Here is a 14,265-nt window from a genome sequence, read left to right on the forward strand (position 1 = left end):
CTTCCGCGCGGCGGGTACGCCGCGCTGATGTCAGCGAGAACGTTATCCTCAGGCAGCGACCGCAGCCGCGCGCGGGCTGACGACGTATTCCTTCAGCACCTTGTCGGTACCGTCGAGTTCGGTGAGGGCCACGTCGTAAGACCACAGATCGGCGAGATGCTGCAGCACGCGCCGCGTATCGGTCTCGTTGAGCTGCGCACCCTTCACGGTGGTGTGCCGCAGCATCAGGCGGCGATCGCCGTCGAGATCGACATCCATGACCTCGATATTGGCGTCGACGAAACCGACGTCGTATTGCCGGGCCAGCTCGCGGCGCACCCGGCGGTAGCCGCGCTCGTCATGGATCGCATCGACCTTGATGCCCTGGCTTTCGGCAGGATCGTCGTGCAGATGGAACATGCGGAAGCGCCGGATCAGCGCCGGGGAGAGGAACTGGTTGATGAAGCTCTCGTCGCGGTAGTTGCTCCAGATGTCGCGCAGCACGCCCTCGACGTCGCCCTTGCCGGCAATGTCGGGGAACCAGTCGCGGTCCTCGTCCTCCGGAGTCTTCACGATCCGCTCGATGTCCTGCATCATGGCAAAGCCGAGCGCGTATGGATTGAAGCCCGAATAGCGGCGATCGTCGAACTCGGGCTGAAACACCACATTGGTGTGCGACTGCAGGAATTCGAGGAAATTGCCGTCGGTGATCCGTCCCTGCTGATGCAGCCGGCTCATGATGCGGTAATGGACGTAGGTCGCGGTGCCCTCGTTCATCACCTTGGTCTGGCCCTGCGGGTAGAAGTACTGCGCGATGTGACGCACGATGCGAATGAGTTCGCGCTGCCAGCCCGCCAGGCGTGGCGCGGTCTTCTCGAGGAAATAGAGGATATTCTCCTGCGGCAGTCCGAGCAGCGCGCGGCGCCGCTCGGCGGAGAGCGTCGCCTTGCTCTTGGCCTTGGTGTTCGGCACCGTTCGCCACAGATCGTTGAACACGGACTCCTCGTGCTGCCGGCGCTCGCCGGCGCGCTTTTCCTCGGCACGCAGGTCGAGCGTCTTCTTGCCGGGATAGCGGTCGACGCCGTGTGACATCAGTGCATGCGCGGCATCGAGCGTCCGCTCCACCGTCTCGCGGCCGTGGCGATCCTCACAGACCGCGATGTAGCCCTTGGCGAATTCCAGGTAGTCGAGGATGCCGTCGGCATCGGTCCACTGCTTGAACAGATAGTTGTTCTTGAAGAAGTGATTGTGCCCGAACGCCGCATGCGCGATCACCAGCGTCTGCATCGTCGCGGTGTTCTCCTCCATCAAATAGGAGATGCACGGCGAAGAGTTGATCACGATCTCATAGGCGAGGCCCATAAGGCCCTTGCGATAGGACGCTTCCTGGAAGGCGAACTGCTTGCCGAACGACCAGTGCTTGTAGAACAGCGGCATCCCGACCGACGAATAAGCGTCGAGCATCTGCTCGGCGGTGATCACCTCGATCTGGTTGGGATAGACGTCGAGCCCGAGCTCCTTGCGCGCGATCTGCTCGCAGGCGTCGTGAATTCGCTGCAGCGTCGGGAAATCCCAGTCGGCGCCATCGAACAGCAGTTCGCCGGAAGACCCCATTAAACTATACCCTTTCCTGACTGGTGCGGCGCTTGAACAGGTCCTGGAACACCGGGAAGATCTCGCCGCGCTCGCTCACCTTGCGCATCGACAGCGGCTGGCCCTCGTTGCGCAGCCGCTCATAGAGCGTCCAGAGCGAGGAGTCCGGCATGTCGAAGGTGTAGTTGGCGGCCTCGCCAACCTCGAGATAAGCGAAGAACTGGCAGACCGGCAGTATCTTGTCGGTCAGGAGATGCCCGGTTACCCCGCTGTCGGAGGTCATGTTGTCGCCGTCCGAGGCCTGCGCGGCGTAGATGTTCCAGTCGGCGGGACGGAAGCGGGTTCGAACGATGTCGTGCATCGCAACCAGCGCGCTCGACACCAGCGTGCCGCCGGACGCCGGCCCATGGAAGAACGTATCCTCGTCCACCTCCTCGGCGCGGTCGGTGTGCCGGATGAACACGATCTCGACATGCTTGTAGCGCCGCTTCAGGAAGACGTAGAGCAGCATGTAGAACCGCTTCGCCAGATCCTTCATGTGCTCGGACATCGAGCCCGAGACGTCCATCAGGCAGAACATCACGGCCTGCGCCACCGGCTTCGGCACCGTCTCAAAGCGGCGATAGCGGATGTCGATCGGATCGATGAACGGGATCCGCTTGACCTTGGCCTTCAACGCTTCGAGCAGCGTGAGCAGTTCGCGGCGGCGCGTCTCGTCATCACACTCTGCAAGCTCCGCTTCCAGCGCCTCGATTTCGTCCTTGCGCGGCCGGCGCAGCGCCACACGTCGCGCCAGCGCCCGGCTCACCGTGCGGCTGACCGAGATATTGGCGGGCGAGCCGGAGGTCGCATACCCCGCGCGCCGGATGCCCTCGCTCTCGGTTTCCGCGAGCTTGCGCTTGGCAAGATCAGGCAATTCGAGGTCGTCGAGGAAGAGGTCGACGAACTCCTCGCGACTCAGCACGAAGCGGAAGGCATCCTCGCTGTCGCCTTCGCCCGCGCCGGAGCCCTTGGCACCGCTCTGGTTCGGGCGCTGCAGCCAATCGCCTTCGACGAATTTCTTGTTGCCCGGCAGCACCATGTCACGCGTGCCGCCCTCGCGCCGGAACCGCGGCTCATCCATGCCGTCCAGCGGGATGGTCACCTCGCCGCCCTCCAGGACATCCTTGATGTCCCGGTCCTGTGACGACTTCTTGACGGCCCCCTGCACCAGCGCCTTGGCGCGCCGCAGGAAGCGCTGGCGGTTCTCCAGGCTCTTGCTACCTGGATTCAGCCGCCGATCGACGATATGCATGACCACGTTGCATCTGCCTCACACCGGATGCGATCATGACAGTCGCATCGCATTCTTATTGGACGGAACGAGACGAGACGGAAAGCCGCTGCCGGCTTTCCGGATCGTGCACTAGCCGGCCTGCTTCACCCGCATGTACCACTCGACGAGCCGGCGGACCTGGCGCTCGGTGTAACCGCGCTCCACCATCCGCTCGACGAACTCGCCGTGCTTCTTCTCGGTCTCGCCGTCCTTCTTGGAGCCGAACGAGATGACCGGAAGCAGATCCTCGACCTGCGAGAATATCCGCTTCTCGATCACGTCGCGAACCTTTTCGTATGAGGTCCAGCTCGGGTTCTTGCCGTTATTGTGCGCCCGCGAACGCAACGAGAACTTGACGACCTCGTTGCGGAAATCCTTCGGGTTGGCAATGCCGGCCGGCTTCTCGATCTTTGTGAGCTCCTGGTTCAGCAGCTCACGATTCATCAGCTGGCCGGTGTCGGGATCCTTGAAGTCCTGATCTTCGATCCAGGCGTCGGCATAGTCGACATAGCGGTCGAACAGGTTCTGGCCGTAGTCGGAATAGGATTCCAGATAGGCCTTCTGGATCTCGTTGCCGATGAACTCGGCATAGCGTGGCGCGAGGTCGGCCTTGATGAATTCGAGATAGCGCTTCTCGGTCTCGTCAGGCAGCTGCTCGCGGCGGATCGCCATCTCCAGCACATACATCAGATGCACCGCATCGGCACCGACCTCGGTGGTGTCGTGATTGAAGGTCGAGGCCAGCACCTTGAAGGCGAAGCGGGTGGAGACGCCGTCCATGCCTTCGTCGACGCCGGCTGCGTCCTTGTACTCCTGCACGCTGCGCGCCTTGGGATCGGATTCCTTCAGGCTCTCGCCGTCATAGACCCGCATCTTGCCGAACAGCGTCGAGTTCTCGTGCTTGCGCAGCCGCGACATCACCGAGAAACGGGCCAGAGTTTCCAGCGTAGCCGGCGCGCACGGCGCGGCGGCAAGCTCGGAGGTCTGGATCAGCTTCTCGTAGATCTTCTGCTCCTCGGTGACCCGCAGGCAGTACGGCACCTTGATGACGCAGATGCGGTCGATGAAGGCCTCGTTGTTCTTGTTGGTCTTGAAGCTCTGCCACTCGGCCTCATTGGAGTGCGCGAGGATGATGCCGGTGAACGGGATCGCACCGATGTTCTCGGTGCCGATGTAGTTGCCCTCCTGCGTCGCCGTCAGCAGCGGGTGCAGCATCTTGATCGGCGCCTTGAACATTTCGACGAACTCGAGCACGCCCTGGTTGGCGCGGTTGAGGCCGCCGGAATAGCTGTAGGCGTCGGGGTCGTTCTGGGCGTAGGTCTCGAGTTTGCGGATGTCGACCTTGCCGACCAGCGAGGAGATGTCCTGGTTGTTCTCGTCACCGGGCTCGGTCTTGGCGACCGCGATCTGGCGCAGCCGGGAGGGCTGGATACGCGCGACGCGGAATTGCGAGATGTCGCCGCCGAAGGCCTCGAGCCGCTTGTAGGCCCAGGGCGACATCAGCCCGCTCAGCCGGCGGCGCGGAATGCCGTACTTCTCCTCGATCATCGGTCCGAGCTGCTCGGGGTCGAACAGCCCGAGCGGGCTCTCGAACACCGGCGACAGCTCGTCACCTGCCTTCAGCACGTAGATCGGATGGATTTCCATCAGCGCCTTGATGCGCTCGGCGAGCGACGACTTGCCGCCGCCGACCGGTCCGAGCAGGTAGAGGATCTGCTTGCGCTCCTCGAGGCCCTGCGCGGCGTGGCGGAAGAAGCCGACCAGGCGCTCGATCGTGTCCTCCATGCCGAAGAAGCCGGCGAAGGCCGGATACGACCTGATCGTACGGTTCAAAAAGATACGGCCAAGGCGTGGGTCCTTGGCCGTGTCGATCATCTGGGGCTCACCGATTGCCGCTAATAACCGCTCGGCCGCATTGGCGTATCGCATCGGATCACTTCGACACGACTCCAAATACTCGGCCATCGACATGTCGGTCTGGCTTCGCGCTTCAAACGACCTTGCGAAGGCGTTGAACAAAGAATCGTTGTACATGATCCCTCTCTCCACGATATGTATCGCCGCACGACTGACACGAGTCGTAACCAGAGCGTCCTAGGATCGAATCAGCGTCGGCACGCTGGGTCCATTGGACACTCGACCGACTCACTTCGGCAATGCACGGCGCGTGCAGCCTCTGCCTTATCAACAGGCAGGAAGCTTAATGGTTCATCAATATCCCCTTGTTTTTGGTGCCTGTAACCCCCTCGCCACATCCGTGGTTTACCGGGGCCCAGGCCTCCGAAGCGGACATCCGACCGGGGCAACTTCCCCGTCCGGCGATGAACGTTGGACTCCCTGAAAAGGTGTGACCGTCCTGCCTTGGCGTCAAGATGCGCACGTCACAGACTCGCATGAACAAACTGTCAGACGAGGTTGAACGTGCCTCCTTGTCGCCGCGACTAAGGCAACGAGCCCGCGCAGTTCCACGCGGCACCATTTGCCGCGCTGTAAAGATGACACCTTGAAGGCGCGGGCTATTCCCGAGGCGGTCATGAAGCAGACGTTTCTCGTTGTCGCACTCGCCGCCGCAGCCTGCGCCGACGCGTCGTTAACCGTTCAGGCGCAGGAGGACGTCGACAAGGCCAAGGCGGCCGCCTTCGACAACAGGATGTTCGCGGGCCCGCCCGGCGCGAAGGCCTATGCCTGCTTCGTGCGGCGATACGATGCAAATCATCTGGCGCAGCATCCGAAGCAGAAGGTCGGCGCGATGAAGCTGCTCGTCGCCGCCGAGGATGCGCCGGAGGACAAGACCACCAACTACTCGTTCCGGCTCGGCGTCACCTACCGCCACCGCCCCGGCAATTTCGACTCCAGCGGCTACTGCAACCACGCGATCGCGACCCAATCCGGGAACGAAATCCGCTTCGAATGCGGCGTAGACTGCGAGGGCGGCGGTATCAGCGTGGCGTTGTCGAAGGACGATAAGTCCGCGATCGCACGCCTCGCCAGCATCAGGATGTGGAATCGCAACAAGCCCGACGTTGAGGCGAGCGAAGAGCTGCTTGCCGGCGCCGACGACAAGATCTTCCGCGTCGATCGGGCGGAGCCAAGCGAATGCGCCGAACTCGTGACCGACCGCAAGGAACTCGCTGCGCTCCGCCACAAGTGATAGGCTCGCTCCGGTCGAGAACGAATACGCGAGGGACGCCATGCACCGACGCCGCATCCTGTGGGGCACGCTCTCGGCGATCGGCGCCGCCTTGACAGCGTCACGGGCGAACGCCGCCACCGAGGCATCGCCTCGCAAGCTGAAGGTGGCCTATCACCTTACCGATCTCGACAAGGTCAATTTCGTAGTCGGCAACATCCAGAACCATCTCGACGGCGTCGGCGGCCCCGGCAACGTGACGATCGCGCTCGTGGTGCACGGCCAGGCGCTGAAGGCGTTTCATTCGGCGGCCGCCAATCCCGACCTGTCAAAGCATGTCGGGCAGTTCGGCAAGGCTGGCATCGAGCTCGCCGCCTGCGGCAACACCATGAAATCGCAGAACATCACCCTCGCCGACCTGCTCCCCGGCTTCGTCGCCGCCGAGCGCGGTGGCGTGGTCCGGCTCGCCGAGTTGCAATCCCAGGGCTACCTCTACCTGCGGCCCTGACCGCGCGGCCGCGCTCCGCAACGCGTCATAAAAATGTGCCGAGATCGGGGTCTGCTCGTACCCGCGTCCGAGGGGATCGAACTGTTGTGAATGGCGTTATCCCTTTGGAATGCTGATAGTCCGCCCCGGGCCCCCAGCCATGTTGACAATCCCCCTCCACCCCCGAAAGCTGCCCGGGAACCCAAAAATCGACCCTCGATCGAACGAGAACAGGCACCCATGAACCCCGTCAAAGCACTCGAAAATCACCGCCAGGCCGTCTGGCTGGACTTCCTTGCCCGCGGCTTCGTCGCCAAAGGCGACCTGCAGCGGCTGATCGAGACCGACGGCGTCAAAGGCGTGACGTCCAACCCCTCGATCTTCGAGAAGGCGATCGGGAGCTCGGACGAGTATGACGGGGCGATCGGCCAGGCCCTCAAGAAGGGCGACCGCTCGGTCGCCGACCTGTTCGAACATCTTGCCGTCGTGGATATCCAACATGCCGCCGACGTGCTGCGCCCGGTCTACGACCAGAGCCATGGCGGCGACGGCTTCGTGAGCCTCGAAGTGTCGCCCTATCTGGCGATGGACACCAAGGGCACGATCGTGGAGGCCGAGCGGCTCTGGAAGGACGTCCATCGCAAGAACCTGATGGTCAAGGTGCCGGCGACGCCGGAGGGCCTGCCGGCGATCGAGTACCTGATCGGCGAAGGCATCAGCATCAACATCACGCTGCTGTTCTCGCAGAAGGTCTATCGCCAGGTCGCCGAAGCCTATCTCAAGGGCCTCGAGAAATACGTCGCCAAGGGCGGCGATCCCTCCCACGTCGCAAGCGTCGCCAGCTTCTTCGTCAGCCGTATCGACTCGGCCGTCGATAAGCAGCTCGACGAGAAGATCGCGCGCGCCAACGACCCGTCCGAGAAGGAGCGGCTCGCCGCCCTGAAGGGCAAGGTCGCGATCGCCAATGCAAAGCTCGCCTACCAGGACTACAAGCGGCTGTTCTCCGGTCCGCGCTGGGACAAGCTCACGGCCAAGGGCGCAAAGCCGCAGCGGCTGCTGTGGGCCTCGACCGGCACCAAGAACAAGGACTACAGCGACGTGCTCTATGTCGAGGAGCTGATCGGCCCCGACACCGTCAACACCGTGCCGCCGGCGACGCTCGACGCCTTCCGCGACCACGGCAAGGTCCGCGACAGCCTCGAGGAGAATGTCGAGGACGCCCGCCACGTGCTGGAGGAGCTGGAGAAGTCCGGCATCTCGCTCGATGCGATCACCGAGGAGCTGGTCAAGGACGGCGTCAAGCTGTTCGCCGACGCGGCCGACAAGCTGTACGGCGCGGTCGCCCACAAGCGTGCGACTTCGCTCGGCGGCGGCATCGACCATCAGGAGCTGGCACTCGGCGCCGGCATCGAGAAGGCAGTCGAGAAGAGCACCGAGGACTGGCGCGCCTCGGCCAGGATCCGCAGGCTCTGGCACAAGGACAAGTCGGTCTGGACCGGCGACGACGAGGACAAATGGCTGGGCTGGCTGACCAGCGCCGCCTCCACCGACGTCGGCGACTACGAGGACTTCGCAGCGCGCGTAAAGGACCAGAACTTCACCGACGCCGTCGTGCTCGGCATGGGCGGCTCGAGCCTCGGGCCAGAGGTGCTGGCGCAGACCTTCCCGCACAAGTCCGGCTTCCCGCGGCTGCACGTGCTCGATTCCACCGATCCGGCGCAGGTGCGCGCGATGGAGGAGTATGTCGACATCGCCAGGACGCTGTTCATCGTCTCCTCCAAATCCGGCGGCACCACCGAGCCGAACGTGATGAAGGACTATTTCTTCGACCGGGTCGCCAAGGCGATCGGCAAGGACAAGGCCGGCCACCGCTTCATCGCGGTGACCGATCCCGGCTCGTCGCTGCAGAAGGTCGCGATCAAGCAGGGCTTTGCCCGCATCTTCTACGGCGACCCCGCGATCGGCGGCCGCTATTCCGTGCTGTCGCCGTTCGGCCTGGTTCCGGCCGCGGCCGCGGGCATCGACATCCGCAGCCTGCTCGGCCATACGCTCGCCATGGTGCGCTCCTGCGGCGCCGACGTGCCGCCGCAAGAAAACCCGGGCGTCCGACTCGGGCTGGCGATGGGCATCGCCGGGCTCGAAGGCCGCGACAAGGTGACGATCTTCGCCTCGCCCGAGATCGCCGATTTCGGCGCCTGGGCCGAGCAGCTGATCGCGGAATCGACCGGCAAGGACGGCAAGGGCCTGATCCCGATCGAGGGCGAGACGATCGGCGACGCCGCGGTCTACGGCAGCGACCGCTTCTTCATCGACCTGCGCACCGAGGGTGAGCACGACGCCGCGCATGAGGCCAAGCTCGCCGCGCTCGAGGCCGCCGGCCATCCCGTGGTTCGGATCGTGATGAAATCGATCGACCATATCGGCCAGGAGTTCTTCCGCTTCGAGATTGCGACCGCGGTGGCAGGCTCGATCCTCGGCATCAACCCGTTCAACCAGCCCGACGTCGAGGCCGCCAAGATCAAGACGCGCGAGCTGACGGCGGCGTTCGAGAAGACCGGATCGCTGCCGGCCGAGCAGCCGGTGGTGTCGGCGGATGGAGTCGAGCTCTACACCGACGCGCAGAACGCCGAGGAGCTGCACAAGGCCGGCGCCAATGGCGATCTTAATTCCTGGATCAAGGCGCATCTCTCGCGCTCCGGCCGCGGCGACTATGTCGCCCTGCTCGCCTATATCGAGCGCGACGGCGACACCATCGACGCCATGCAGGCGATGCGGCTGAAGGTGCGGGACGCGAAACACCTTGCGACCTGTGCCGAATTCGGCCCGCGCTTCCTGCATTCGACCGGACAGGCCTACAAGGGCGGGCCCGACAGCGGCGTGTTCCTGCAAGTCACGACCGACGACAGCAAGGACCTGGCGGTGCCCGGCCAGAAGGCGAGCTTCGGGGTGATCAAGGCGGCGCAGGCGCGCGGCGATTTCGACGTGCTCACCGAGCGCGGCCGACGGGCGCTGCGCGTGCATCTCAAGGGCGATCTCACCTCCGGGCTTGCGGCACTCGATGCGGCGATCTCGGCTGCACTGAACTGACGGAGGCGAGGGATGCAACTCGGCATGATCGGCCTCGGGCGGATGGGCGGCAACATCGTCCGCCGCCTGATGAGCAACGGCCACACCACCGTGGTCTATGACAAGGATCCGAAGGCTGTCGCGGCACTCGTCGCCGACAACGCCACCGGCTCCTCGTCGCTGGAGGATTTCGTCCTCAAGCTGGAGGCGCCGCGCACCGCCTGGGTGATGCTGCCGGCCGGCAAAATCACCGAAGCCACCATCGAGGCGCTGTCGAAGCTGATGCAGCCCGGCGACGTCATCATCGACGGCGGCAACACCTTCTGGCAGGACGACGTCCGCCGCGGCAAGGCGCTCCGGGAGCGCGGGCTGCATTATGTCGATGTCGGCACCAGCGGCGGCATCTGGGGCATCGAGCGCGGCTACTGCATGATGATCGGCGGCGACAAGCCCGTCGTCGACCGGCTCGATCCGATCTTCAAGACGCTGGCGCCCGGCATCGGCGACATCCCGCGCACCTCCGGCCGCGACGGCCGAGATCCCCGCATCGAGCAGGGCTACATCCATGCCGGTCCTGTTGGCGCCGGGCATTTCGTTAAGATGATCCACAACGGCATCGAATACGGCCTGATGCAGGCCTATGCCGAAGGCTTCGACATCCTGAAGAACGCCAATATCGAGGCGCTCCCGGCGGAGCATCGCTTCGATCTCGACATCGCCGACATCGCGGAAGTCTGGCGGCGCGGCAGCGTGATCCCGTCCTGGCTGCTCGACCTCACCGCCTCGGCGCTGGCGCAGAACCATACGCTCGACAACTACTCCGGCTTTGTCGAGGATTCCGGCGAAGGCCGCTGGACCGTCAATGCCGCGGTCGACGAGGCGGTGCCGGCCGAGGTGCTGACCGCCGCCCTCTACACCCGCTTCCGCTCGCGCAAGGATCACACCTTCGCCGAGAAGATCCTGTCGGCGATGCGCGCAGGCTTCGGCGGCCACAAGGAGCCGCCGAAGAAGGCTTGACTCAAAGCGTTTTCGAGCGAAGTGGGCACCGGTTCGCGTGAAGAAAACGCGTCCAGAAGATAACCGCGGAAGGTCACGTGCAGAAGAAACCCGATCCTTGCTCCTTCATAATCTTCGGCGCCACCGGTGATCTGACGCACCGCCTGGTGGTCCCGGCGCTCTACAATCTCGCTGCCGGCAACCTGCTGCCGGAGAAATTCTGCGTCGTCGGCATCGTCCGCAAGGGCATGTCGAGCGAGCAGCTGACCGACAGCCTGTTGCAGGGGCTGCGCAAGTACGCCACCCGCCCCGTCGACGAGGCGATCGCGAAGCGGCTGTTCGAATGCGTCACCGCGATCGAGGCCGATCCGCGCGATCCCGCTTCGTTCGATGCCATGAACGAACGGCTCGACAAGCTCGAGACGGCGCGCGGCACCGGCGGCAACCGGCTGTTCTATCTGGCGACCCCGCCGAGCGCCTTCCTGCCGATCAGCGAGCAGCTCGGTCGCACCGGCATGCTGGAGGAGAACGGCGCCTGGCGGCGGCTGATCATCGAAAAGCCGTTCGGCACCGATCTGGCGTCGGCCAGGGCGCTGAATGCCGCGCTGCTGAAGCTGATGGATGAGCACCAGATCTACCGGATCGATCATTATCTCGGCAAGGAAACGGTCCAGAACATCCTGGTGCTGCGCTTTGCCAACGGCATGTTCGAACCGATCTGGAATCGCAATCACATCGACCACATCCAGATCACCGTCGACGAGAAGCTCGGCGTCGGCCATCGCGGCAGCTTCTACGATGCCACCGGCGCGCTGCGCGACATGGTGCCGAACCATCTGTTCCAGCTGCTGTCGCTGGTGACGATGGAGCCGCCGGCGCGGTTCGACGCCCATGCGGTGCGCTCGGAGAAGGCCGAGGTGCTGAGTGCGATCCAGATCCAGAGCGAGCAGGAGGCGCTGTCCAACTCGGTGCGCGGCCAGTATCGCGGCGGCCGGATCGGCGACACCGCGGTCGAGGACTATCTGAAGACGCCCGATGTCAGGCCCGACAGCTCGACCGAGACCTATGCTGCGCTGAAGCTGACCATCGACAATTGGCGCTGGGCCGGCGTGCCGTTCTACCTGCGCACCGGCAAGGCGCTGACCAGCAAACGTACCGAGATCGCGATCAAGTTCAAGCAGGCGCCGTTCGCGATGTTCCGCGATACCGCGGTCGACCGCCTGTCGCAGAACTACCTGGTCATCTCCACCGAGCCGACCGAAGGCATCGAGCTGCAATTCAACACCAAGGTGCCTGGCCCGGCCATCAACATCGACGGCGTCGAGATGAAGTTCCGCTACAAGGACTACTTCAAGGCCGAGCCGTCGACCGGCTACGAGACGCTGATCTATGACTGCATGATCGGCGACAATCTGCTGTTCCAGCGCGCCGACAGCGTCGAGGCCGGATGGCAGGCGGTGCAGCCCTTCCTCGACGCCTGGAAGACTGCCGGCGGGCGCGGCCTGCAACCCTACAAGGCCGGCAGCGAAGGCCCGGAGGCTGCCAATGCGCTGCTGACGCGCGATGGCCGCAGCTGGCGGAAGCTGGGCTGACCATGACCGCGAGCGGCGCGCGCAAGATCATCACCGTTGCCGATCCGGTGGCACTGGCGCAGACGGCTGCCGAGCGGGTGATCGCAAGGTTCGACCAGAACAGCGGCCGGATCGCGGTCTGCCTCACCGGGGGCTCCAGCCCCAAGGCGCTCTACCAGCTGCTGGCGACGCCGGACTATCGCCGAAGAATTCCGTGGGACCGCATCGACTGGTTCATCGGCGACGAGCGCCTGGTACCGCGCAAGGACAAGCTGCACAATATGAGCATGGCGCGCCAGGCCTTCCTCGACCGCTGCGCCCCGGCTGCGAATGTCCACCCGATCGCAACCGACACCGCCGATCTCAGGGATCCCGACGTCAGCGCGGCGCTGTACGAGAACGAGCTGATGGCCTTCTACGGCGCCGAACAGCTCGATCCGAAGCGGCCGCTGTTCGACCTCGTGCTGATGGGCATCGGGCCCGATGGCCACACCGCCTCGCTGTTTCCGGGCTATCCCGCGGTCGAAGAAACCCGGCGCTGGGTGGTCGGGGTGCCCAAGGCGAATGTCGAGCCGTTCGTGCCGCGAGTCTCCCTGACCCTGCCAGCCCTCGCCTCCTGCCACGAGATGCTGTTCGAGGTCGCGGGCGAAAGCAAGCGCGCGATCTTGACGCGCCTGTTCGCAGGCGAGAACCTGCCGGCAAACCGCGCGCGATCGCTAGGCGAAACCGTCTGGCTGATCGATCAGGCTGCTTTGCCGGAGGACTTTCCTGGATGATCTTTTTGGGTGACTTTCTTGGGTGACGGGCAAAACCCCTGCGCACTGGTCGTGATGGGCGTCTCCGGCTCTGGCAAGAGCACCATCGCCGACCGCCTCGCGATCAGGATCGGCTGGCGCTTCGAGGACGGCGACAGTTTTCACCCGCCGAGCAATGTCGCGAAGATGCATTCCGGCCAGCCGCTCACCGACGAGGATCGCTGGCCCTGGCTGCGCGCGATCGCTAATGAGATCGACCGCACCTGCGGCGTTCGCCAACGCGCCGTCATCGCCTGCTCCGCGCTGAAGCGCGCCTATCGCGACATCCTGGTGCACGGCCGCGACGACATCCGCATCGTCTTCCTCGACGGCACGCAGGAGTTGATCGCGATGCGGCTGGCCGCACGCAAGGATCATTTCATGCCGCCGGGGCTGCTCGCCAGCCAGTTCAGGACGCTGGAGCCGCCGACGCCCGACGAACGCCCGATCACGGTTGCGATCGACCGTTCGATCGACACCATCGTCGAAGACATCGTCAATCAACTGAAGCTGGACCACCCATGACCCGCATCGCCCTTGTCATATCCGATGTCGACGGCACGCTGCTCACCAAGGACAAGACCTTGACCGACGGCGCCCTGACGGCGGTGCGCAGGCTGCACGAGGCCGGCATCGGCTTCACCATCGTCTCCAGCCGGCCGACCATCGGAATGGGCTTCCTGGTCGCGCCGCTCGAGATCACGCTGCCGATCGGCGCCTTCAACGGCTCTTCGATCGTCGATCCGCAATTGACGCCGCTCGAGCAGCATTTGATCCCCTCGGCTGTGGCCAAGCGCTGCATCGACCTGCTCCGCGAGCGCAGCATCGATATCTGGCTGTTCACCAACGACCGCTGGCTGACCCGCAATCCCGACGGCGAGTACAACGCGCATGAAAAGCGCGCGATCAAGCATGACCCGACCATCGTCGACGATTTCACGCCCTATCTCGACCAGGCCTGCAAGATCGTCGGTGCGAGCTCGGATGCGCCCCTGCTGCAGCGCTGCGAGGCGGAGATGCAGCAGATGGTCGGTCATGACGCGACCGCGGTGCGCTCGCAGACCTACTATCTCGACGTCACGCCGCCCGGCCACGACAAGGGCACCTTCGTCGACGGCATCGCAAAGCGCCTCGGCGTGCCGCTCGAGAATGTCGCCACGATCGGCGACATGCAGAACGATCTGCCGATGTTCGCCCGAAGCGGCGTCTCGTTCGCGATGGGCAATGCCAGCGATGATGTGAAGGCGCGCGCCACGCATGTCACCGAAACCAACGAACACGACGGTTTCGCGCGCGCGATGGATGTCGTGCTGACGATGGGCCGCTAGGCCGCG

11 protein-coding genes are annotated in these 14,265 nt (G+C 64.4%); 8 read left to right on the plus strand and 3 right to left on the minus strand.

The genetic code is table 11. From position 1 onward, the window contains the following. Positions 1-48: 48 nt before the first annotated feature. The 3 genes from CO675_RS29330 to CO675_RS29340 all read right to left on the minus strand — a co-directional run bounded on the left by CO675_RS29330 (position 49) and on the right by CO675_RS29340 (position 4,921). The gene (locus CO675_RS29330) at positions 49-1,593 is read right to left on the minus strand and encodes a SpoVR family protein (RefSeq protein WP_097675262.1); all 1,545 of its coding nucleotides are present in this window, start codon (positions 1,591-1,593) and stop codon (positions 49-51) included. 4 nt (positions 1,594-1,597) lie between these two features. Further along, positions 1,598-2,866: a YeaH/YhbH family protein gene (locus tag CO675_RS29335; RefSeq protein ID WP_198964790.1), complete on the minus strand. Its 1,269-nt coding sequence runs from the start codon at positions 2,864-2,866 to the stop codon at positions 1,598-1,600. A gap of 111 nt (positions 2,867-2,977) precedes the next feature. Then, positions 2,978-4,921, minus strand: a complete 1,944-nt coding sequence (locus tag CO675_RS29340; protein ID WP_092116153.1) for a PrkA family serine protein kinase — start codon at positions 4,919-4,921, stop codon at positions 2,978-2,980. A gap of 499 nt (positions 4,922-5,420) precedes the next feature. On the opposite strand from CO675_RS29340, the gene CO675_RS29345 reads away from it, so the two are divergent. The 8 genes from CO675_RS29345 to CO675_RS29380 all read left to right on the plus strand — a co-directional run bounded on the left by CO675_RS29345 (position 5,421) and on the right by CO675_RS29380 (position 14,259). Then, positions 5,421-6,038, plus strand: a complete 618-nt coding sequence (locus CO675_RS29345; RefSeq protein ID WP_198964785.1) for a hypothetical protein — start codon at positions 5,421-5,423, stop codon at positions 6,036-6,038. Positions 6,039-6,078: 40 nt separating this feature from the next. After that, complete coding sequence (locus CO675_RS29350; RefSeq protein WP_097675265.1) at positions 6,079-6,525, plus strand: DsrE family protein; 447 nt, start codon at positions 6,079-6,081, stop codon at positions 6,523-6,525. Positions 6,526-6,744: 219 nt separating this feature from the next. Then, a complete protein-coding gene (locus tag CO675_RS29355; protein WP_097675266.1) occupies positions 6,745-9,591 on the plus strand; it encodes a bifunctional transaldolase/phosoglucose isomerase in 2,847 nt (948 codons plus the stop codon). A gap of 12 nt (positions 9,592-9,603) precedes the next feature. Then, positions 9,604-10,587 (plus strand): phosphogluconate dehydrogenase (NAD(+)-dependent, decarboxylating), encoded by a 984-nt coding sequence (gnd, locus tag CO675_RS29360; protein WP_097675267.1) that lies wholly within the window; start codon positions 9,604-9,606, stop codon positions 10,585-10,587. A 77-nt stretch (positions 10,588-10,664) separates the two neighbouring features. Continuing rightward, positions 10,665-12,158, plus strand: a complete 1,494-nt coding sequence (gene zwf / locus CO675_RS29365) for a glucose-6-phosphate dehydrogenase (RefSeq protein WP_198964786.1) — start codon at positions 10,665-10,667, stop codon at positions 12,156-12,158. A gap of 2 nt (positions 12,159-12,160) precedes the next feature. Further along, on the plus strand, positions 12,161-12,913 hold the full coding sequence (gene pgl / locus CO675_RS29370) for a 6-phosphogluconolactonase (protein WP_097675269.1): 753 nt from the start codon (positions 12,161-12,163) through the stop codon (positions 12,911-12,913). Positions 12,914-12,967: 54 nt separating this feature from the next. Then, entirely contained in the window at positions 12,968-13,456 is a 489-nt protein-coding gene (locus CO675_RS29375) for a gluconokinase (protein ID WP_097675270.1), read from the plus strand. Continuing rightward, a complete protein-coding gene (locus CO675_RS29380; protein ID WP_097675271.1) occupies positions 13,453-14,259 on the plus strand; it encodes an HAD family hydrolase in 807 nt (268 codons plus the stop codon). Before CO675_RS29375 ends, CO675_RS29380 begins: the two co-directional genes overlap by 4 nt. Positions 14,260-14,265 lie beyond the last annotated feature (6 nt).

It is taken from the genome of Bradyrhizobium sp. C9, assembly GCF_002532045.1.
Lineage (GTDB): Bacteria > Pseudomonadota > Alphaproteobacteria > Rhizobiales > Xanthobacteraceae > Bradyrhizobium.

Bases quoted from the DNA above. Each gene is read 5' to 3' on its own strand.
- gnd (WP_097675267.1), top strand. From the start codon at position 9,604: ATGCAACTCGGCATGATCGGCCTCGGGCGGATGGGCGGCAACATCGTC.
- CO675_RS29355 (WP_097675266.1), top strand. From the start codon at position 6,745: ATGAACCCCGTCAAAGCACTCGAAAATCACCGCCAGGCCGTCTGGCTG.
- CO675_RS29375 (WP_097675270.1), top strand. From the start codon at position 12,968: ATGGGCGTCTCCGGCTCTGGCAAGAGCACCATCGCCGACCGCCTCGCG.
- CO675_RS29330 (WP_097675262.1), bottom strand. From the start codon at position 1,593: ATGGGGTCTTCCGGCGAACTGCTGTTCGATGGCGCCGACTGGGATTTC.
- CO675_RS29350 (WP_097675265.1), top strand. From the start codon at position 6,079: ATGCACCGACGCCGCATCCTGTGGGGCACGCTCTCGGCGATCGGCGCC.
- CO675_RS29335 (WP_198964790.1), bottom strand. From the start codon at position 2,866: ATGCATATCGTCGATCGGCGGCTGAATCCAGGTAGCAAGAGCCTGGAG.
- CO675_RS29380 (WP_097675271.1), top strand. From the start codon at position 13,453: ATGACCCGCATCGCCCTTGTCATATCCGATGTCGACGGCACGCTGCTC.
- CO675_RS29345 (WP_198964785.1), top strand. From the start codon at position 5,421: ATGAAGCAGACGTTTCTCGTTGTCGCACTCGCCGCCGCAGCCTGCGCC.
- pgl (WP_097675269.1), top strand. From the start codon at position 12,161: ATGACCGCGAGCGGCGCGCGCAAGATCATCACCGTTGCCGATCCGGTG.
- CO675_RS29340 (WP_092116153.1), bottom strand. From the start codon at position 4,921: ATGTACAACGATTCTTTGTTCAACGCCTTCGCAAGGTCGTTTGAAGCG.